Source organism: Nesterenkonia massiliensis (assembly GCF_000455245.1).
Classification (GTDB): domain Bacteria; phylum Actinomycetota; class Actinomycetes; order Actinomycetales; family Micrococcaceae; genus Nesterenkonia; species Nesterenkonia rhizosphaerae.
The window spans coordinates 39,073-57,319 of record NZ_HG005170.1 but is presented as its reverse complement, the minus strand read 5'-3'; the positions used below and the strand labels follow the sequence as shown (position 1 = coordinate 57,319).

The window sequence follows — 18,247 nt, the reverse complement described above, 5'->3', positions numbered from 1 at the left end:
TAGTGACTGGCCCCGCTCCGTTTGGACCGGGGCCATCACTATGCGGTGCCGCTGTCTACTGCAGGCGCTGCATCATCAGCTGCTGGAACTCTTCTTCGCTGATGATGTCTTCCTCAGCGGGCTCCTCAGGAAGCTCGGTGCTGTCCCAGTCGCTGAAGATGATGCTGAGGTCATCGCCGTCAGTGCCCTGTGTCATGGAATGCAGGTACGGGCTCTCCTCATCAGCCACGATCACCAGCTCAGAGCTGTCATCTCCGCTGTAGACCCATACGGTCTGACCATCTCGCTCTTCGACGGTGCCTTCCTCTGAGAATTCATCCGTCCACTCATCCTCATCGATCTCATCCAGGACATCAGCCAGACTTCCCAGGTCATCCTCCTGACCGGTATCGATCCAGCGCCCGTCAAGATCCTCGCGCAGCGCCTCGAGGTCGAACTGCTCAAGCTGATCCTGCGGTAACTGCGATTCGAAGATGCTCAACAGCGAGTCTCCGGAGAAGTAGGCCGCGTTGTCCACGGTCATCACCGACATCTGCACGCCCTCGGCAGACACCTCAGCCATGGCCAATGATCCGTCTCCCGCGCCGCGATAGACCATCTGCAGGTCCTCGGCGTTCTCCAGCTGTTCCTCCGCCTCGTCATCGAGGTCCTCGGCATCCTCGGCTTCCTCCAGGTCAGGATCCTCAGTGTCGCTATCGGAGCCCTCATATGCGAGACCAGGAACGCTGCCACTGGCAGTGATAGTCACCGATTCTGCCTCATGCAGTGTCTGGGTCACCTGATCCTGGATCTCAGACAGCAAGGGAGCTTCCGGGGAGACAGACTCCTGGGTTTCCTCACTTGTGCCCTGGGTCCCCGGATCAGCGGCCTCACCGGTCTCTCCCTGAACCTCGCCGGGCTCTTCGGTTCCCTGGGTGTCGTCCCCGCCGCAGGCAGTCAGGGCCAGTGCCCCGACCAGTCCCAGACCAAGCGCCAGTCTCACGTTGTCCGAATTGATCAGTCCGTTTCTGCTGATGCTGCTCACTGCGGTCTCCTCTTCTCCATCGATGAGCGATGGCGATCTGTGTGGTTGTAGAAGTTCAGCTGCTCGAACATGACCGTCTGGAGTTCAAATTCGGCGATGCTGTCCTTAAGTGCCGGCGCCTGGCTGGAAGGCGTGGTCTATATGCCAGCCTATGCACAAGAATTCGCCCGGCCGGGATCGAGAAAGTACATTCCAGAGATTTGCCAGGATATTTTTCCGCTTTATTTAGCTAGTTTCCCGCGGCAGTGCCGGACACGTGGTCGATCCAGCGGTTCATCCCACCTTGGCGCTGTGATCAGCGGCGGCAATCGCACCCCAGGCGGAGGCCACCAGGTAGACCAGGCTGAAGAGGTAGAAGTAGAAGAAGAGTCCCAGTACGGTCGCAAAACCTGCCAGCAGAGGGGCATCGGCATAGTTCTGCAGCAGCTGAGTTGAGCCCAACCGTAGCAACGACGCCCCAATACCGGCAATCAGCGCCGACTGCCAGAGGGCGCTCACCGGGATACTCAGCCGAGAGGCACCGCGCATCAGGACCACCGCCATGAACATATCCAGCCCGAAGGCGATCACCAGCGAAGCGACCCTGGTCAGCCGCGAGGCTACGCCATCAAGTTCCCAGCCCAGCAGATGCAGAATCTCTTCGATGAAAAGTGTGGTGAGAACTCCGATGACCGCAGTGCTCAGCACGATGATCACCAGCACCAGCATGATGCCCAGATCCCGGGCTTTGACCACCAGCACATTCTCCGCCATCAGCGGGCGCTCCCAGATGCTGCGCATCCCCGAGCGCAGTCCATGCACCCAGCTCAGCGAGGTCACTACTGCCACGACCAGCGAGACCAGCAGGGCAAGATTCAGACCCCGGGTCTGAAAGAGCTGTTTAGGGGTGGCCAGTCCGTCTTCGCCGATGATTCCCGGGATGGCGGTGTTGACCGCACGGACGATCAGCTCTTGGTACTCCTGGTTGCCGCCGATGACCAGTCCTGCAATGGCGAACCCCGCAAAGAGCATCGCAGCGACGGAAAAGAACATCATGTACGCTGCGCCGGCGGCCATTACTGTGCCGTAGTGGAAGAAGAAGAGATTGACCGCGCGCAGCACACGGGTGCGATTGGCCCGAGCGAGACCCCAGCCCAGGGCCGGCAAGACCAGACCGAATCCGCCCTTACCTTCCCGGCGCGCCCGGCCATAGGCCATCCGGGCTTGGAGTTCCTCCTGCTTGAGTCGTTCCACATCCAACGGGTTAATCTTCGCGCTGACCTCGCGGTTTTCAGCGTGCCGGGCTATCCGAGCACGGGCACTGTCCAAAATGCCGCCGGTGTTCCGCTGCTGATTTCCTGCACGGCCTCCCGCAGCACGCGGTCGCAGTCGGGAGGGGTAGACCATAGTGCTAGGCGGCGGAGGCCGGCAGGAAGCCGATCCTCTCATAGGCGGTGGCCAGAGTTTCAGCAGCGACGGCGCGTGCCTTGGCCGCCCCTTTGGCCAGCAGCGCGTCAAGCTCAGCGGGATCATCCAGCAGCTGGAGCGCACGGTCCCGGATGGGCCCCAGCTGGGCCACCGCGATATCTGCGAGGTCCACCTTCAGGTGACCGTACATTTTGCCTTCATACTCAGCAACGATGTCCTCGATCGCTTTGCCGGTGAGGGTGGAGTAGATCGTCAAGAGGTTGGAGATGCCGGGCTTGGACTCACGGTCAAAGCGGATCTCGGCGCCGTCGTCGGTGACTGCTGACTTCAGCTTCTTAGCTATCTGCTTATCGGTGTCCAGCAGGTTCAGCAGCCCGTTGGGCGACTCGGCGGATTTGGACATCTTGGCGGTGGGATTCTGCAGATCATAGATGCGGGCGCCGGCTTCCGGAATCACCGGCTCAGGCACCCGGAAGGTCTCGCCGTAGCGGTGGTTGAAGCGCTGAGCCAAGTTACGGGTGAGCTCCACGTGCTGCTTCTGATCTTCCCCCACCGGCACCCCGTGCGGCTGGTACAGCAGAATATCCGCAGCCTGGAGCATGGGATAGGTGAAGAGTCCGACGCCGGCAGAGTCAACGCCCTGCTTAGCCGATTTGTCCTTGAACTGGGTCATTCGCCCGGCTTCGCCCATGCCGGTCAGGCAGGTCATGACCCAGCCCAGCTGAGCGTGCTCAGGCACATGGGACTGCACGAAGAGCGTGGAGCGCTCGGGGTCGATGCCGCCGGCAATGTACTGCGCGGCGGTGCGCCGGACTCGATCGCGAAGCTCCTGCGGGGGCTGGGGCACGGTGATCGCGTGCATATCGGGGATGAAGAAGAAGGCGTCGTACTCCTCCTGCATGCGCACCCAGTTGACCAGCGCACCGAGGTAGTTCCCCAGGTGAAGGGAATCAGCAGAGGGCTGCATTCCGGAGAGTATGCGCTGCGTCACGATGGTCCTCACTAGTCAATTGGTACGTCCACGACAGATCTGTGCGCCCGGATCGCATGGATCGAGCGGGCGCACAGCCAGTCTAAAGGCAGCGGCAATTCGCTGGGGAATGATGAGTCTCTGCCCCTAGCGCCAGTCGGTGCTGAAGGAGGAGACAGTGAGGTCTTCAAGAAGCTGCTGCTTGACCGAAAAACCCAGTCCCGGTGCCGTAGGAACCGCCACCACGCCGTCGTCCATGGTGACTTCGGGCTCGATGATGTCCTCTGCCCAGTAGCGGGCAGACGGCGCAGTATCACCGGGCAGTGTGAAGCCCTCCAGCGACGCGATGGCCACATTGTGGGCTCGACCGATGCCGGTCTCCAGCATGCCGCCGCACCAGACATCGATACCGTGCTGACGGCACAGCTGTTCAATCTTCAGCGACTCGGCGATGCCTCCGACCCTGCCGATCTTGATATTGATGATCCGGCAGGAGCCGAGCTCGATCGCTTGCCTGGCATCCTCGGCGCTGTGAATGGACTCATCCAGGCAGACCGGGGTGCGGATGGCGGCCTGCAGGTGGCGGTGGTCGACGATGTCATCATGAGCCAGAGGCTGTTCCACCATCAGCAAGTCCAGCTCGTCCAGAGCCTGGAACAACTCCAGGTCCGCCATGGTGTAGGCGGAGTTGGCATCGGCCATGAGCACCGCATCGGGGAACTCGGCGCGGACTGCGCGCATCATCTGCAGATCACGGCCGGGGGCGATTTTGATCTTAATCCGCTTATACCCGGCATCCACTGCTGCACCGACAGTGTCGATCAGGTCAGCATCAGTGGGTTTGATACCAATGCTCAAGCCCACCTCCACCGCGTCTTTGGTGCCACCGAAGCTCTGTGCCAAGGACTGATTCTCACGCTTGGCCCAGAGCTCCCAGATCGCGCCCTCCACGGCGGCTTTGGCCATATTGTTGCGTTTGAGCGGGCTCAGCGCTGCGGATACCTCCCGCGGGTGGCTGATCTCCAGCCCCTGGAGTCGCGGCAGGATGTAGTCCTGGATGACCAGGGCGCAGGTGCTGGTGGTCTCCTCGGAGTACAGCGGCTCCGCGAGCGCCACGCATTCCCCGTAACCGGTGACTCCGCCGCTGTGGGCCTCCACAATGAGCAGGTCCCGGTGGGTCTGAGTGCCGAAGCTCGTGGTGAAAGGCGTGAGCATCGGCAGAGTCATTCGCCGGACTGTCACGGATTCCAGCTGCATAGGGCCTCGTCTCTTCTGGTGCGATCTCTCATCTGTCAGAGACCGCACGACGACGCCGGGCGACCTCCCTTAAGGAAGACGGTAGTCGATGACCAGGGGCGCGTGGTCGGACCAGCGCAGCGAATAGTCTGCGGCGCGGTCCACTTTGGGGTTGGTGGCCAGTTCCGCGAGAGCCGGGGTGGCCATGTGGTAGTCGATGCGCCAGCCGGTGTCGTTGTCGAAGGCCTTCCCACGGTAGGACCACCAGGTGTAGGGGCCGTCCACTTCCCCGGCCAGCGTGCGGGCCACGTCCACGTACCCTGCTTCGCCGAAGTACTGATCGAAAAAGGCACGCTCCTCGGGCAGGAAGCCGGAGTTCTTCACATTGCCCTTCCAGTTCTTAATGTCGAACTCCCGGTGACCCACGTTGAGGTCACCCATGACCAGGACGTGGTCGGTGCGCTCAGCGAGCTGCGGGAGGTACTCCAGCATGTACTGCAGGAACCGCATCTTGTGTTCCTGCCGCTCGGTCCCCACCTCCCCGGAGTGCACATAGACGCTGACTACAGTCAGCATGGTGCCGTCGCCAAGCTGATAGTCGGCCTCAATCCAGCGGCCATCATCCTCCGGGTGGCCTTCGCCTATACCGGTACGGGTAGCCAGCGGCGCCTGCTTGGAGACGATAGCCACCCCGGCACGCCCCTTCTGCGAAGCCTCGTGCTCGTGGATGTGCCAGGTCTCCCCGGTGGATTCGGTCATCTGCTGGACCAGCTTGGTGAGAGTGGAGCCGTCGGCGCGGACCTCCTGGAGGGCCAGGATGTCGATGTCGCGTTCGGCCAGCCACTCGCCCATGCCCTTGCGATGGGCCGCACGGATGCCGTTGACGTTCACGCTTGCGATCCGGCTTAAGTCCTCACCCTTGGGATCACGGATGATGTGCGGGCTGGTCTCTGCGGGGGTCTCAGTCATCATGTCCTCAAAAGGTCAGCAGCGTGTGTCAGCAGGGCTTGTCAGCAGGGTGTGTGTGCGGCGTGCGATCGGATGTGGTGCCGCAGGTGGTGTGCCAGAGGTGGCGCTCAGTCGACGATTTCGCCAGAGACGGTGCCCCCGGCGTCGTCGTCACGGTTCTTCTTCCGCCGGCCCACCAGATCAGCGAGCATGTCCCGGCCGTTGTGGGAGGTGATCTCCATGGTCTCCAGGGCGCGGTCCACCATTTCCCTATCCGCGTGCTCATCCTTGGCGAGCTCCTGCTTGATCACCCGGGCCTGGACCTGGACGATCTTGAAGGAGTGGTCCAGCTTCAGGTTGCGGGCGTGGGTGTCCTCATCAACGACGACGGCGCCCGGGTCGCCTCCGGTACGACGGGCAGCTGCGTCTGCACGAGCTGAGTCAACGGCGTCGCCGAACTTGCGAGCACCGCGCTGAAAGGCGATCACCATGATGGTGGCCAGCAGCAGCCAACCACCGGCGATGACCACCAGGATCCAGCCGATGATCTCGTTCTGGTTGGCGGCGAAGACCAGCGCGACCAGCAGCACGGTGATCATCACGGCGAAGACGATGCCGGTGCCGCGGCGGCCGGCGTTGCGCAGAGCAGCAGCTCCGGAGGGCAGGGAGGGGGCAGAACTCATGGGCGCAATTATCGCGTGTTGGCGCGATCGATGCGAATCCCGCTATTGGGACCTCTCGGGCGGCACGAGTAGTTCCGTAGGGCAGTCAGCCCGAAGCCTGAGTGGTTGACTGCTGATCTGCGTTTGCCAAGGGCGAAAGGAACCGGTGCGGAGGTGCCCCCGGGTGTGGACGATTCGCTGAGCTAAAACGTGGGGCAGAGCAGCACATTGTCCACGCGAGCAGAGCATAGGATGAACTCGGACCATCCAGCTAGGCATCCCAAGGAGCGGACTATGACCGTGCTTCCCGAAACTCCCACCGCCGACGGCGCCGAACGCACCACCTGGATGCGCCGCTACACGCTGGATCCAGCACTGGCTGATGAGTTCATCGAATTCCTCACAACCGAGGTGTTTCCCGCCCGAGAATCCCTGGGTTTCACCATCGAGTCAATGTGGCTGGATGCAGACAAGTCCCAGTTGACCTGGTTCGTGTCCCGCACAGGTGGCTCCGAAGAGTTCGCCGCAGCGGAGAAGGAGTGGGAGGAATCAGAGCTTCGCGCTGGCATCTTCGCAGGCCGTCCGAAGTACGTGACCGCCAAGGATCTGCGCGAGGTCACCCGCCTGCGCTGAGTGGTGCCCTCCAGTGCTGAGCAGCACCCGCCTGTGCTGCGCGGTGCCCGTCTGGGCTGACCGGTGCCCTGTTCCGCTAAACGTTGGCGGTCTGCACATTATCGTCTCGCAGACTTCGCTCCACGGGCTGCGCCGATGGCGGCCAGCACCGAGAAGACCATAATCCCAGCCAGCACCAGTGAGCTGATCTGCATACCGGCTTGATGCCCGCCGTCTCCCGCCACCAGGAAGTAGATGGCAGTGACCGCCGCGATGCCGATGGCCGTCACCACACGCTGGGCGGTCTGGGCGACACCGCCAGCAGCCCCGGCCATATTTTCCGGTACATCCTGCATGGACAGGGTCTGCGCGCTGGGAATGATCAGGGCCTGTGAGAACCCGTTGAGACCAAGCGCCAGGGCAATCCACCATAGCGACCCGTAATCGGTGCCCATCAGTGCTGTCGCAGCAGCCAGCGCCAGCATGGAAGCCACCGCCGCGGCGGTTCCTACCACCAGCATCGCAGGGCCGCTGCGTTCCACGCGCTTACCCACCTGCGAGGCTAGAAGCGTGACCATCACAGCACTGGGCAACGTGACCAGACCTGCAATGAAGGCCCCCTCGCCCAGTCCCTGCTGGACGTAGATGGCCACGATTGCCCAGATCGCCGGCATTCCGGCGAAGTAGAGGATCAGCACTGCAGAATTCCAGGTGTAGCTGGGCAGTGCGAAGAGCCGCAGGTTCACCACAGGGGCTTCCTCGTCCCGCTCCCCCAGGCGTTTCTCCCAGACCAGCCACAGCATCAACAGCCCGACGCCGGCCAGTCCGAGCACCAGACCCAGCAGGTTCTGGAACTGAATGAAGGGCAGCATCACCATCACGATCGCGGCTGCCAGAAGTACCACCCCGATCGGGTCCAGCCGGCGCAATCCGCGCGGTGAACCCGGTGGCAGTGCTGCCGGCGCATCGTCGTCGTGCGGGGCAGGCAGCCAGAGGAAGGCCGCCAGCAGCCCGATCCCCACCACCGGCACATTCACCAGGAACACTATCCGCCAGCCGAAATCCGCCGGCGCGAAGTCGATGAGGACCCCCGCGATCAGCGGCCCCAGCGCCACGGCCAGCCCGATCACCGTGCTCATCAGACCGTATGCTCGGCCTCGGGCGCTACCGGTGAAGAGCCGCTGAATCATGCCGATGATCTGTGGCACCAGCATGGATGAGCCCAGGCCCATGAGGATGCGCATCACATTGAGCATCTGCGGGTTGATTGAGAATGCAGCGATCAACGAGGTCAGCCCGAACACTGCAACGCCCGCTAAGAACATTCGGCGCCTGCCCCAGAGATCTCCCGCTCGGCCGGCTGGCACCAGACCGATTCCGAAAGCCAGCGCATATCCGGAGAGCACCCATTGCAGGTCTGAAGAGGTTGCGCTGAGACCCTCCTCAATAGCAGGGAGGGCCACCATCACCGAGGAGATGCTCATCAGGGAGGCAAAGAGCGGCAGCAGCAGCGCCGTCATGACTCGCCGCTGCGAGGGTGCCGGGCCTGTCTGCGGGTTGGGACTCACTGCTTCACTCTATCCCTCTAGTTGCAGGCAACAACGAAGTACGACGGCGGCGCAGTCGGCGTCGTACTTCGTTGCGGTCTCCGTGCGCGTTGAGTGGTCACTTTGTCCGTGACGATGGGCTTCCGGACCGGTTCTTAGCGGACAAACTGACCACTCGGCACCGGCTGCGGCCGGTGGTTATGGGCGGGCGTTATAACGGATGACGACGAGAAGAGCCCCGAGCCCTCCGCGCATGGCGAAGAGGACCGGGGCTCTCTCAACGGTGAGGATCAGCGGTTGAACTGCTCCAAGTAGGCCTTGACCTGGCCGTTGAATGCCAGGACCAGCCAGTAGATGTTCAGGGCGACCCAGGCGACGGTCAGCGCCAGGCTGACCAGGCCCATCCCGCTGGTCATGGCGCCGGAGTCCATCAGCAGCCCGCCCACGGTGAACACGGTGCCCAGGATGGCCAAGACTACGCCGGTGATGCGGGCCCAGTTCTTCTTAGCACGCAGGCCGAAGTAGACCAGCAGGTAGAGGCCCACGGCAATGACCGTCAACACCACAGCCAGGCCGACGCTGAATGCCATCGCGGCGTTGATGTCGTCGTCGGTCACCGGCATGTTCATCGCTGCGAACTGGTCGCGGATGACCTGCTCGCTCTCTGGGGTGAAGATGCTCATCAGACCGAAGATCTGGGACAGCACGTAGACGCCCAGCGACGCCAGAGTCAGGGTCTTCAGGGTGCGGAACTTATTCGGTTCCTCCATCGGAGCCCCGTAGCCGGCACCGGGGTTGTAGGCCTCGGTGCCGAATTTGCTCGGCTGTCCCCCGGGCTGACCAGCAGGCTGACCCGAATAGGGGTTGCCTGGGGTCTGCGGTCCAGCTGGGTATCCGGGATTACCAGGATTGCCCCACTGGGGCGAATTGTCATTGGGAGGGGTGCTCATCGCTACTCCTTAGCTTGCTTGTGATCCGGTGTGTTTCTGACCTTCAGCTCAACGCTTCCAACCGAAGCTGGACGCATCCTGAATAGTCACTGATATCGCTTGGCTACTCGTACCGCAGGGCCTCGATCGGGTCCTTCTTTGCAGCGCGGGCTGCTGGAAGGGTTCCCGCCAAGAAGGCGATGACGATAATGACGCCGAGGATGGCCAGCAGTGCAGGGACGTTCAACGCGAAGAGGGTCAACCCGCCAACGGTGCTCAACGGTCCGCCTGATCCAGTGAGCCATCCATTGGCCAGGAATCCTCCGCCGAGCCCCAATGCCACACCGATGACCGAGCCGAGGATGCCGATCACCACTGCTTCCATCGAGAAGAGTCCGAAGACCTTTCCAGACGACATACCCAGGGCCTTCATCAGGCCGATCTCTCGGGTGCGTTCCTGCACGCTCATCAGCAGGGTATTGACAATGCCGAAGCTGGCTGCCAGCAGCGCGATCAGTGCGAAGCCGTAGAGCACCCAGGCGATGGCGTCGATGACGCTTTGGATAATGCCCAGCATGTCCTCCAGGGTCATGCCGACCATTCCTTCATCCATCAGAGCGTCCTTGACGCGCTGCTCATTGGATTCGAGATTCTCCACGCTGGCCACAGCCTGCACGAAGGCATCGGGACGCTCAACGTCCAGGCCCGAGTTCTGGAATTCGTACAGTGCATCGTTGAGAGCATTAGAGGGCAGTGGAGCTCCACCGATGCCAGCAAGGTTCTGGGTCGATACACCTACGATCTCAGCATCAAAGGTGTCCTGCTCTAGGACCATATTGGAAATGCCGATCTCCACGGTCTCGCCCAGGGCGATCTCCGGGTCGATCTCCTCGTAGTCGTCGGCGTCCTCATCGAAGATCGTCAGCCAGGTGTCCGGAATCGTGATTTCCATGTTCTCCCGGGACGGGAGTTCACCAGCTACAAGCTCCATTGCTGGACCATTGGCAGGGAAGTCAAGATTGTTGAGTTTGTACTGATTTCCCTGAGCCTCCAGATAATCTGCACTCACAAAGAAGATGGGGTCAACGTTGGTGACTCCTTCAATGCCTTCGATGGTCTCAATGTCTTCATCGGAGAGCATCGCCTGGCCGAATTCGGACTCCTGGTGAGCTTCCTCAGGGTCGTACTCTTGTGGTCCTGGGCCGGTGTTCTCACCCATGCCCATCGCGGCGGCGGGCATGATGAACAACTCATCTTCTTCGCCATAGCCGGCCACCATGTCATCAATGGTCTGGTTCACACCGGCTGCCAGACCGGAGGTCACCGTGAGGGTGAAGGCACCGATGACAATCGCGATCACCGTAAGCGTCGTGCGCATCTTCGAGCGCATGGTGTTGCCGAATGCTGTGCGTGCTACATCAAATGACTTCACTGGGCGTCCTCCTGGTGGCTAGCCTCAGCGGGCAGGCTCGAGCCGGTCTCTTCGCGCACGATCAGGCCGTCCTGCATGATCAGGCGTCGCTGGCACTTAGCGGCCAGGTCTTCGTCATGGGTCACTACTACCAGGGTGATGCCGTGGTCACGATGCAGCCCGAAGAGAATATCCTCCACGATCTCACCGGTATTGGTGTCCAGGTTGCCGGTGGGCTCATCGGCAAACAGCACCGAGGGGTTGTTGATCAGGGCCCGGGCGATGCACACGCGCTGCTTCTGGCCGCCGGAGAGATTAGTGGCCTTGTTCTTGGCCTTATCCGCCATCTCCAGCTGCTCCAGGGCAGCCATACCGCGGCGGTTGCGCTCAGCAGTGCCCACACCAGCAATCTTCAGCGGGAGGGTCACATTCTCCAGCACCGTCTGGTTTGGGTTGAGGAAGAACTGCTGGAAGACAAAGCCGAAGATCTCGTTGCGCAGCTTGGAGACCTGCTTGGGCTTCAGCTTGTTCACCGGCTGGCCCTCAAGGGCGACGACGCCCGCGGTAGGTGCATCAAGCAGGGCAAGCAGGTGCATCAACGTGGACTTGCCCGAGCCGGACTTGCCCACGATCGCCACTGATTCGCCCTGGTGGATCTCAAAGGTCAGGCCTTTGAGGGCGTCGAAGCGTGATTCGCCCCGCCCATAGACCTTGACCAGGTTCTCTGTTTCGAGAACAGGTGCAGACATGTTTCCCTCTCTGAAAGGTGGGAGTGTGTACTGAAGTCATTCTTCAGGACTACTCCCTCGCCGTCGTCCTCCTTAGGGGTGAATTCGGTCAGAGAAAATGACCGATGACGTGTCCATGGCCATGTGTAAGCTAAGTCTCATGCCCACCGCTGCTGCCCCCGCCACACGTGCGTCCGCTGACTCATCGCTTTCACCCGCCATTGAAGCCGTGGACCTGACCAAGCGCTACGGCGATTTCACCGCCGTTGACGGCATCACCTTCAGCGTCACTCGCGGCGAGGCCTTCGGCTTGCTCGGCCCCAACGGCGCCGGGAAGTCCACCACTATGCGCATGATCGCCGCTGTGGCCGCCCGCACCTCTGGGCAGATGAACGTCGCTGGCCTCGATCCTGAGGTGGAGGGCCCGCGGGTGCGGGCTCGGCTGGGCGTGATCCCGCAGCAGGACAACCTGGATGAAGAGCTCACGGTCCGGGAGAACATCATCATGTACGGCCGGTACTTCGGGCTGCCGCGCCGATACCTGCTGGCCAAGGCCGATGAGCTGCTGGACTTCGCTCAGCTCAGCCACAAGGCCTCAGCTCGGGTGGAGGACCTCTCAGGCGGCATGAAGCGCCGGCTGACCATTGCCCGGGCCCTGGTCAATGAACCTGAGATCCTGCTGCTGGATGAACCCACCACCGGACTGGACCCGCAGGCCCGCCATGTGCTGTGGGACCGGCTGTTCCGGCTCAAAGAATCCGGCACCACGCTGGTGCTGACCACCCATCATATGGATGAGGCCGAGCAGCTGTGCGACCGCCTGGTGGTGGTGGACCACGGCACCATCATGGCCGAGGGTTCACCGGCCGGGCTGATCCGCGAGCATTCCACCCGCGAGGTGCTGGAACTGCGCTTCGGCATGGACCGCAATGCCGAACTGGCTGAGCACCTGGAAAAGATCCTGGGCGACGACGACGCCGCGGGCTTCAGCCATATCGAGGTGCTGCCGGACCGCCTGCTGGTCTACGCGGGCCAGGCTGAGACTGCGTTGGAGAGAATCCACGCGGCTGGACTGAAGCCCATGACCTCGTTGGTCCGCCGTTCCTCTTTGGAAGATGTCTTCCTGCGCCTGACGGGACGGTCCCTCATTGACTGAGTTAGTCCCGCGGGCGGGGGAACCCCGCCACGCTCTCGGCCCGCTGCAGTGGCGCGGGCCTTCACACCTAAAGACCCCCGGTTGTGGCCACGGCCTGAAGCGGAGTTTCACCTCATGACCTCGACCCAAGCGTCCCTTACTACTTCCCCTGCCCAGCAGAAGGACGCGCTGGCTGCCCGCACCGGCCTGCGCGGGGCGCTGTATCAGGCTGAGGCCACGCTGCGGTCCATGCGCGCCTACGGTGGCGTGGTCCTTGCCAGCTCCATCTTCCAGCCGATCATGTACATCCTGGCCATGGGGCTGGGCCTCGGCGTGCTCATCGGCGATGGCGCAGACTTCTCTGCCTATGGTGCACAGAGCTACCTGATGTATATCGCCCCGGCCGTGCTGGCCTCTACTGTGGCGATGTCCGCCGGCATTGAATTCACCTTCCCGGTGATGGAGGGCTTCAAGTGGCGGCGCAAGTACTACGGCGCCCAGGCGACCGCGCTGACTCCGGCGCAGATCGCCTCCGGGCACATCCTGGCAGTCTGCGTCCGGTTCCTGGTGCATTCAGTGGTGTTCATCGCTGTGCTGTATGCCTTCGGGGCGATCACCTCGCCGCTGGCAGTGCTGCAGATCTTCTCCGCCACCTTAGGTGGTCTGGCCATGGGACTTCCGATCATGGCCTATATCTCCACGCTGCGGGAGGAGAAGGGACATGCCGCCATCATCCAGCGCTTCATCATGATGCCGCTGTTCCTGTTCTCCGGCACCTTCTACCCGCTGACCAACCTGCCTGCTGCGCTGCAAGTGATCGGCTGGATCTCCCCCATCTGGCATGCCAATGAGCTGGGCCGGGTGTTGGCCTTCGGACAGCCAACGCCGCTGTGGCTGACAGCCCTGCATGCCGGATACCTGCTCGCCGTCGTCGTGATCTCCTGGCGTCTGGTCCAGCGGATCTTCATCCGCCGGCTCGGATACGAGGAGTGGCGCGGGCGTACTCCCGGTGCCAAAGCGGACGCCAAACGGCAAGCCCGCGTGGACGCCAAGGAGACTGCCGCCGGTGCGTATCGCCGCGCTGAAGGAGTGCCCCCGGTGCGGGTGCGCAGTGGCCTGCTGGCCAGCATGTACTCGGGCAATATCCGCGCAGTCTTCCAACGTGGCCTATCGGCTATCCGCAATAACCGCGGCGTCATTTTCATCTCCGGCTTCTTGGAGCCAGTGCTGTTCCTCACCAGCTTCGGGCTGGGCATCTCCCCGATGATCTCGGGGGTCGAGGCTGCCGACGGCGGCACCGTCAGCTATGCCGCGTTCATTGCACCCGCGCTGTTGGCGGTCTCCGCCATGAACGGTGCGATCTTTGACTCCACCTGGAATGTGTTCTTCAAGCTGAAGATCACCAAGCTCTACCAGACCATGATGTCCACCTCACTGGGCCCCTTGGACGTTGCCGTGGGCGAGATCTTCTTGGCGCTGTTCCGCGGTGGAATCTATGGGTTGGGCTTCCTGGGTGTGCTGCTGGCCACCGGGCTGGTTGACCCGCTCTCAGCGCTGCTGATGTGGTTCACCGCGCTGTTCATCGCCCTGGGATTCGCGTCGGTGGGTATGGCTGTCACATCGTTCATGAAACGGTTCCAGCAGATGGACTGGATGATGATGATCCTGATGCCGATGTTCCTGTTCTCGGCCACGCTGTTTCCCATTGAGGTGTACCCGCAGGGCGTTCAGTGGATCATCCAGGCGTTCCCACTGTGGCACGGCGTGGAGCTGATGCGCGACATCGCCTTCTGGGACTTCGGCACCATGACGCTGGTGCACATCAGCTACTACCTGGTGATGGTGGCGGTGGGCATGACAGTGGCGGCTTACCGGATGAAGAAACTGTTCCTGCGCTGAGCCCCGAACTTAGGTAAAGAAACTGCCGGAACTCCTCCCCTAATGGGGTGAGTTCCGGCAGTTTCTTTACCGTATTTGAGCCGGAGGTAGCTTCACCGATGGCGCGGGAGCTTACTTCCAGCCCAGTGGCTTGGCCACATGTTCCACGAAGTTGCTCATCAGCTGCGCGTTGTAGTCCACACCCAGTTGATTCGGCACCGTGATCAGCAGGGTGTCGGCTTCGGCAATGGCTTCATCCTTGGCCAGCTCCTCCACCAGCGCATCAGGCTCAGCGGTGTAGCTGCGCCCGAAGATCGCCCGCGTCTTCTCATCGATCATGCCGATCTGATCCTGCGCATCCCGCTGACCCAAGAAGTAGGCGCGGTCCTCATCAGTGACGATCGGGATGATGGACCGGGAGACCGAAACCCGGGGCTCGAAGCCGTGGTCATGGCGGGCCCACTCCTCGCGGAAGGCGCGGATCTGCTTAGCCTGCTGAATATGGAAGGCCTCGCCGGTCTCATCGTCCTTCAGCGTGGAGCTCATCAGATTCATGCCCCGTTGGGCAGCCCACTCAGCGGTGGCATTAGACCCTGCACCCCACCAGATCCGCTGGCGCAGACCCTCAGAGTGCGGTTCCAGGCGCAGCAGGCCCGGCGGGTTGGGGAACATCGGCCGCGGGTTCGGCTCAGCGAAGCCCTGGCCCTGAAGCACCTGAAGCATCACTTCGGTGTGCCGGCGCGCCATATCCGCGTCCGTCTCACCCTCAGCAGGTGAGTAGCCGAAGTACCGCCAGCCCTCGATGACCTGTTCTGGTGAACCGCGAGAGATGCCCAGCTGCAGTCGCCCACCGGAGATCAGGTCAGCGGCCCCAGCGTCCTCGGCGAAGTACATCGGGTTCTCGTACCGCATGTCGATGACACCGGTGCCGATCTCAATGCGTGAGGTGCGTGCGCCCACTGCTGCCAGCAACGGGAAGGGGCTGGCCAGTTGGCGGGCGAAGTGGTGCACCCGGAAGTAGGCTCCGTCGACCCCTACTTCCTCGGCAGCGACTGCGAGGTCAATGGACTGCAGGAGCGTGTCCGACGCCGTCTGAGTCTTCGAATGCGGCGACGGCGTCCAGTGCCCGAAGGAAAGGAACCCGATGTTTTTCATATTTGAAAGAACCATGCTCGCCTGCCAGACATTCCCGGCAGCTCACCGTCTACCGGACAACTCTCAGCCGGATCGCTCCTCAGCCAGAGCACCGCTCAGCAGGCCCGTCTCCTCACCGACGACGACGTCGACGACCTCCGACCAAGGGACCTCGCCGGTCATCGCCAGCAGAGCCCGACCCCGGATGCCGCGCTCAGACACACTCAGCTCAGTCTTCAGAGTCAGGACCCACAGCATTACCAGCGCTACCACCGCAATGGTGATCAGCATGGTCGGCTCGAAATCGATCACCAGCAACACCACGCTGGGGACCAGCGCCAGCACCGCTACCACCACCAGCAGCACGGTGAACTTCCGGTTCAGCGGGGTCACCGAAATGATCTGCTGATCACCGGTCATACGGAGCCCTCACGCTCAGCGCGCGGCGAGGGCCTGCTCAGCCGAAAGCACCACGTTCTGCAGCAGCTCCACCCGAGTCATGGGCCCCACACCGCCGGGATTCGGTGAATACCAGGAGGCAACGTCTTCAATACCGGGGGCGACGTCGCCGTAAATCTTCGCCTTGCCCGTCTCGGGGTTGACCTCTCGGGTCACACCCACATCCAGGACGACGACGCCGGGCTTGAGATCCGCAGGGTCGATCACGTGCTTCACACCTGCAGCAGCGACCACCACATCGGCGCGCTTGAGGTGCTCAGCGGTGTCCTTCGTGCCGGTGTGGCACAGCGTCACGGTGGCGTTGACGGCACGCCGGGTCAGCAGCAGTCCGATGGGACGCCCGATGGTCACGCCACGGCCGAGAACCACCACATGCTTGCCGTTCAGATCGATGCCGTAGTGCTCCAGTAAGTCCACGCAGCCCTTGGGGGTGCATGGCAGCGGAGAGGTGATCTCGTCGTTGACATTGGCCACCAGTCGGCCGAGGTTCATCGGGTGCAGCCCGTCGGCGTCCTTCTCCGGAGCGATGGCCTCGAGGATCTTATTGGTGTCCAGGTGCTTCGGCAGCGGCAGCTGCACGATGTAGCCGGTGCAGGCGTCGTCGTTGTTGAGTTTCTCCAGCTCAGTGAGCAGGTCCGCTTCGGAGATATCCTCGGGCAGCTCCACCTGGATGGAGTTGATGCCCACTTCAGTGCAGTCACGGTGCTTACCGCCCACATAGGACTGGCTGGCCGGATCCGACCCGACCAGAACGGTCCCGAGCCCGGGCACCACGCCCTGCTCTTTCAGTGCGGCCACCCGCTGGGCGAGGTCTGCTTTGATCGCCTTCGCAGTGGCACGGCCGTCAAGAATCTGTGCAGTCATCAGTTGATCACCACTCCTCGAGGCCCTCGTAGAGCGGGAAGTCGCCGGCCAGCTTGGCCACGCGCGCCTTCAGCGCCTCAAGATCTGCGCCACCCTTCAGCGCCTCGGCAATGATCTCTGCGACCTCGCGGAACTCGGTGTCGCCGAATCCACGCGAAGCCAGCGCTGGGGTGCCGATGCGCAGACCTGAGGTGGTCATCGGCGGGCGGGGGTCATTGGGTACCGCGTTGCGGTTGACGGTGATGCCGATCTCGTGGAGCAGGTCCTCGGCCTGCTTGCCATCCAGCTCCGAATTGCGCAGGTCCACCAGCACCAGGTGCACATCGGTGCCACCGGTGAGCACAGACACTCCAGCTTCTGCGACATCCGCAGCGACCAGCCGCTCGGCCAGAAGCTGGGCACCCTGCACGGTGCGGCGCTGACGCTCGGCGAACTCCTCGGTGCCGGCGATCTTGAACGCCACAGCCTTCGCGGCGATGGCGTGCATCAGCGGACCACCCTGCTGCCCGGGGAACACGGCGGAGTTGATCTTCTTGGCATGCTCCTCCTTGGTGAGGATCATGCCCGAGCGCGGTCCCGCCAGGGTCTTGTGCACGGTGGTGGTCACCACGTCTGCAAAGGGCACCGGGTTCGGGTGAAGGCCAGCAGCCACCAGCCCGGCAAAATGCGCCATATCCACCCACAGAATCGCGCCGACTTCATCTGCGATCTCCCGGAACGCAGCGAAGTCCAGCTGGCGCGGGTAGGCGGACCAGCCGGCCACGATCATGTCTGGTTTCTCTGCAAGCGCCTGCTCGCGGACCTTCTCCATATCGATCACACCGGTCTCGGGGTCCACCTCATAGGCGGCGACCTCATAGAACTTGCCGGAGTGATTGAGCTTCATGCCGTGGGTCAGGTGCCCACCGTGGGCCAGCGAGAGGCCCATGAGCTTATCGCCGGGCTTCAGGAACGCGGTCATCACCGCAACGTTGGCCTGCGCACCGGCGTGGGGCTGCACATTGGCGTGGTCTGCGCCGAAGAGCTTCTTGGCGCGTTCGATGGCGAGGTTCTCCGCCACGTCGACGAACTCGCAACCGCCGTAGTAGCGCCGGCCCGGGTAGCCTTCGGCGTACTTATTGGTCAGCACCGAACCCTGTGCTTCCAGCACTGCCCGGGGCACGAAGTTCTCGGAGGCGATCATCTCCAGGGTGCCGCGCTGGCGGCCCAGTTCATCGGCAATCGCCTGGGCGATCTCCGGGTCGACGTCGGCCAGGGGGGCGTTGTTCAGGTGCGCGCTGTTGATATTCGCCGGTGTGCTCAT

At 62.5% G+C, this 18,247-nt stretch carries 17 protein-coding genes; 3 read left to right on the top strand and 14 right to left on the bottom strand.

The genetic code is table 11. The features are described 5' to 3' along the window. Positions 1-55: 55 nt before the first annotated feature. The 6 genes from TX78_RS09840 to TX78_RS09815 form a co-directional block, all read right to left on the bottom strand. Entirely contained in the window at positions 56-1,024 is a 969-nt protein-coding gene (locus TX78_RS09840; protein ID WP_044495951.1) for an ICP22 family protein, read from the bottom strand. Between the two features lie 273 nt (positions 1,025-1,297). Beyond that, on the bottom strand, positions 1,298-2,410 hold the full coding sequence (locus tag TX78_RS09835; protein ID WP_044495950.1) for a YihY/virulence factor BrkB family protein: 1,113 nt from the start codon (positions 2,408-2,410) through the stop codon (positions 1,298-1,300). A 4-nt stretch (positions 2,411-2,414) separates the two neighbouring features. Next, the gene (gene trpS / locus TX78_RS09830; protein ID WP_267878924.1) at positions 2,415-3,422 is read right to left on the bottom strand and encodes a tryptophan--tRNA ligase; all 1,008 of its coding nucleotides are present in this window, start codon (positions 3,420-3,422) and stop codon (positions 2,415-2,417) included. A gap of 126 nt (positions 3,423-3,548) precedes the next feature. Beyond that, the gene (gene menC / locus TX78_RS09825; protein ID WP_044495948.1) at positions 3,549-4,658 is read right to left on the bottom strand and encodes an o-succinylbenzoate synthase; all 1,110 of its coding nucleotides are present in this window, start codon (positions 4,656-4,658) and stop codon (positions 3,549-3,551) included. 69 nt (positions 4,659-4,727) lie between these two features. Next, the gene (locus tag TX78_RS09820; protein WP_407635388.1) at positions 4,728-5,609 is read right to left on the bottom strand and encodes an exodeoxyribonuclease III; all 882 of its coding nucleotides are present in this window, start codon (positions 5,607-5,609) and stop codon (positions 4,728-4,730) included. 104 nt (positions 5,610-5,713) lie between these two features. Further along, positions 5,714-6,268, bottom strand: coding sequence for a hypothetical protein (locus tag TX78_RS09815; RefSeq protein WP_044495947.1), 555 nt, complete (start codon positions 6,266-6,268; stop codon positions 5,714-5,716). A gap of 273 nt (positions 6,269-6,541) precedes the next feature. Here TX78_RS09815 and TX78_RS09810 point away from each other — a divergent pair, with 273 nt between their 5' ends. Beyond that, complete coding sequence (locus tag TX78_RS09810; protein WP_049897783.1) at positions 6,542-6,880, top strand: hypothetical protein; 339 nt, start codon at positions 6,542-6,544, stop codon at positions 6,878-6,880. Between the two features lie 98 nt (positions 6,881-6,978). Here TX78_RS09810 and TX78_RS09805 read toward each other — a convergent pair whose 3' ends face one another. The 4 genes from TX78_RS09805 to TX78_RS09790 form a co-directional block, all read right to left on the bottom strand. After that, on the bottom strand, positions 6,979-8,427 hold the full coding sequence (locus tag TX78_RS09805; protein WP_044495946.1) for an MFS transporter: 1,449 nt from the start codon (positions 8,425-8,427) through the stop codon (positions 6,979-6,981). A gap of 269 nt (positions 8,428-8,696) precedes the next feature. Then, complete coding sequence (locus TX78_RS09800; RefSeq protein ID WP_049897780.1) at positions 8,697-9,356, bottom strand: hypothetical protein; 660 nt, start codon at positions 9,354-9,356, stop codon at positions 8,697-8,699. A 103-nt stretch (positions 9,357-9,459) separates the two neighbouring features. Beyond that, positions 9,460-10,767, bottom strand: coding sequence for an ABC transporter permease (locus TX78_RS09795; protein ID WP_044495944.1), 1,308 nt, complete (start codon positions 10,765-10,767; stop codon positions 9,460-9,462). After that, the gene (locus TX78_RS09790; protein ID WP_044495943.1) at positions 10,764-11,495 is read right to left on the bottom strand and encodes an ABC transporter ATP-binding protein; all 732 of its coding nucleotides are present in this window, start codon (positions 11,493-11,495) and stop codon (positions 10,764-10,766) included. The genes TX78_RS09795 and TX78_RS09790 overlap by 4 nt, the downstream gene beginning before the upstream one ends. Positions 11,496-11,634: 139 nt before the next feature. Here TX78_RS09790 and TX78_RS09785 point away from each other — a divergent pair, with 139 nt between their 5' ends. Then, positions 11,635-12,630: an ABC transporter ATP-binding protein gene (locus tag TX78_RS09785; protein ID WP_044496010.1), complete on the top strand. Its 996-nt coding sequence runs from the start codon at positions 11,635-11,637 to the stop codon at positions 12,628-12,630. Between the two features lie 114 nt (positions 12,631-12,744). Then, the gene (locus tag TX78_RS13520) at positions 12,745-14,508 is read left to right on the top strand and encodes an ABC transporter permease (RefSeq protein WP_101750642.1); all 1,764 of its coding nucleotides are present in this window, start codon (positions 12,745-12,747) and stop codon (positions 14,506-14,508) included. A 111-nt stretch (positions 14,509-14,619) separates the two neighbouring features. Here TX78_RS13520 and TX78_RS09775 read toward each other — a convergent pair whose 3' ends face one another. The 4 genes from TX78_RS09775 to glyA all read right to left on the bottom strand — a co-directional run bounded on the left by TX78_RS09775 (position 14,620) and on the right by glyA (position 18,247). Continuing rightward, on the bottom strand, positions 14,620-15,642 hold the full coding sequence (locus TX78_RS09775; RefSeq protein ID WP_044495942.1) for an LLM class flavin-dependent oxidoreductase: 1,023 nt from the start codon (positions 15,640-15,642) through the stop codon (positions 14,620-14,622). Positions 15,643-15,705: 63 nt separating this feature from the next. Then, the gene (locus tag TX78_RS09770; RefSeq protein WP_044495941.1) at positions 15,706-16,041 is read right to left on the bottom strand and encodes a hypothetical protein; all 336 of its coding nucleotides are present in this window, start codon (positions 16,039-16,041) and stop codon (positions 15,706-15,708) included. A gap of 15 nt (positions 16,042-16,056) precedes the next feature. Beyond that, the gene (locus TX78_RS09765) at positions 16,057-16,944 is read right to left on the bottom strand and encodes a bifunctional methylenetetrahydrofolate dehydrogenase/methenyltetrahydrofolate cyclohydrolase (protein ID WP_044495939.1); all 888 of its coding nucleotides are present in this window, start codon (positions 16,942-16,944) and stop codon (positions 16,057-16,059) included. Positions 16,945-16,951: 7 nt separating this feature from the next. Next, complete coding sequence (gene glyA / locus TX78_RS09760) at positions 16,952-18,247, bottom strand: serine hydroxymethyltransferase (RefSeq protein ID WP_044495938.1); 1,296 nt, start codon at positions 18,245-18,247, stop codon at positions 16,952-16,954.

Coding starts and splice junctions, on each gene's coding strand:
- menC (WP_044495948.1), bottom strand. CDS start 4,658: ATGCAGCTGGAATCCGTGACAGTCCGGCGAATGACTCTGCCGATGCTC.
- TX78_RS09815 (WP_044495947.1), bottom strand. CDS start 6,268: ATGAGTTCTGCCCCCTCCCTGCCCTCCGGAGCTGCTGCTCTGCGCAAC.
- TX78_RS13520 (WP_101750642.1), top strand. CDS start 12,745: ATGACCTCGACCCAAGCGTCCCTTACTACTTCCCCTGCCCAGCAGAAG.
- TX78_RS09800 (WP_049897780.1), bottom strand. CDS start 9,356: ATGAGCACCCCTCCCAATGACAATTCGCCCCAGTGGGGCAATCCTGGT.
- TX78_RS09790 (WP_044495943.1), bottom strand. CDS start 11,495: ATGTCTGCACCTGTTCTCGAAACAGAGAACCTGGTCAAGGTCTATGGG.
- TX78_RS09835 (WP_044495950.1), bottom strand. CDS start 2,410: ATGGTCTACCCCTCCCGACTGCGACCGCGTGCTGCGGGAGGCCGTGCA.
- TX78_RS09785 (WP_044496010.1), top strand. CDS start 11,635: ATGCCCACCGCTGCTGCCCCCGCCACACGTGCGTCCGCTGACTCATCG.
- TX78_RS09770 (WP_044495941.1), bottom strand. CDS start 16,041: ATGACCGGTGATCAGCAGATCATTTCGGTGACCCCGCTGAACCGGAAG.
- TX78_RS09775 (WP_044495942.1), bottom strand. CDS start 15,642: ATGAAAAACATCGGGTTCCTTTCCTTCGGGCACTGGACGCCGTCGCCG.
- glyA (WP_044495938.1), bottom strand. CDS start 18,247: ATGAGCACACCGGCGAATATCAACAGCGCGCACCTGAACAACGCCCCC.
- TX78_RS09810 (WP_049897783.1), top strand. CDS start 6,542: ATGACCGTGCTTCCCGAAACTCCCACCGCCGACGGCGCCGAACGCACC.
- TX78_RS09765 (WP_044495939.1), bottom strand. CDS start 16,944: ATGACTGCACAGATTCTTGACGGCCGTGCCACTGCGAAGGCGATCAAA.
- TX78_RS09820 (WP_407635388.1), bottom strand. CDS start 5,609: ATGATGACTGAGACCCCCGCAGAGACCAGCCCGCACATCATCCGTGAT.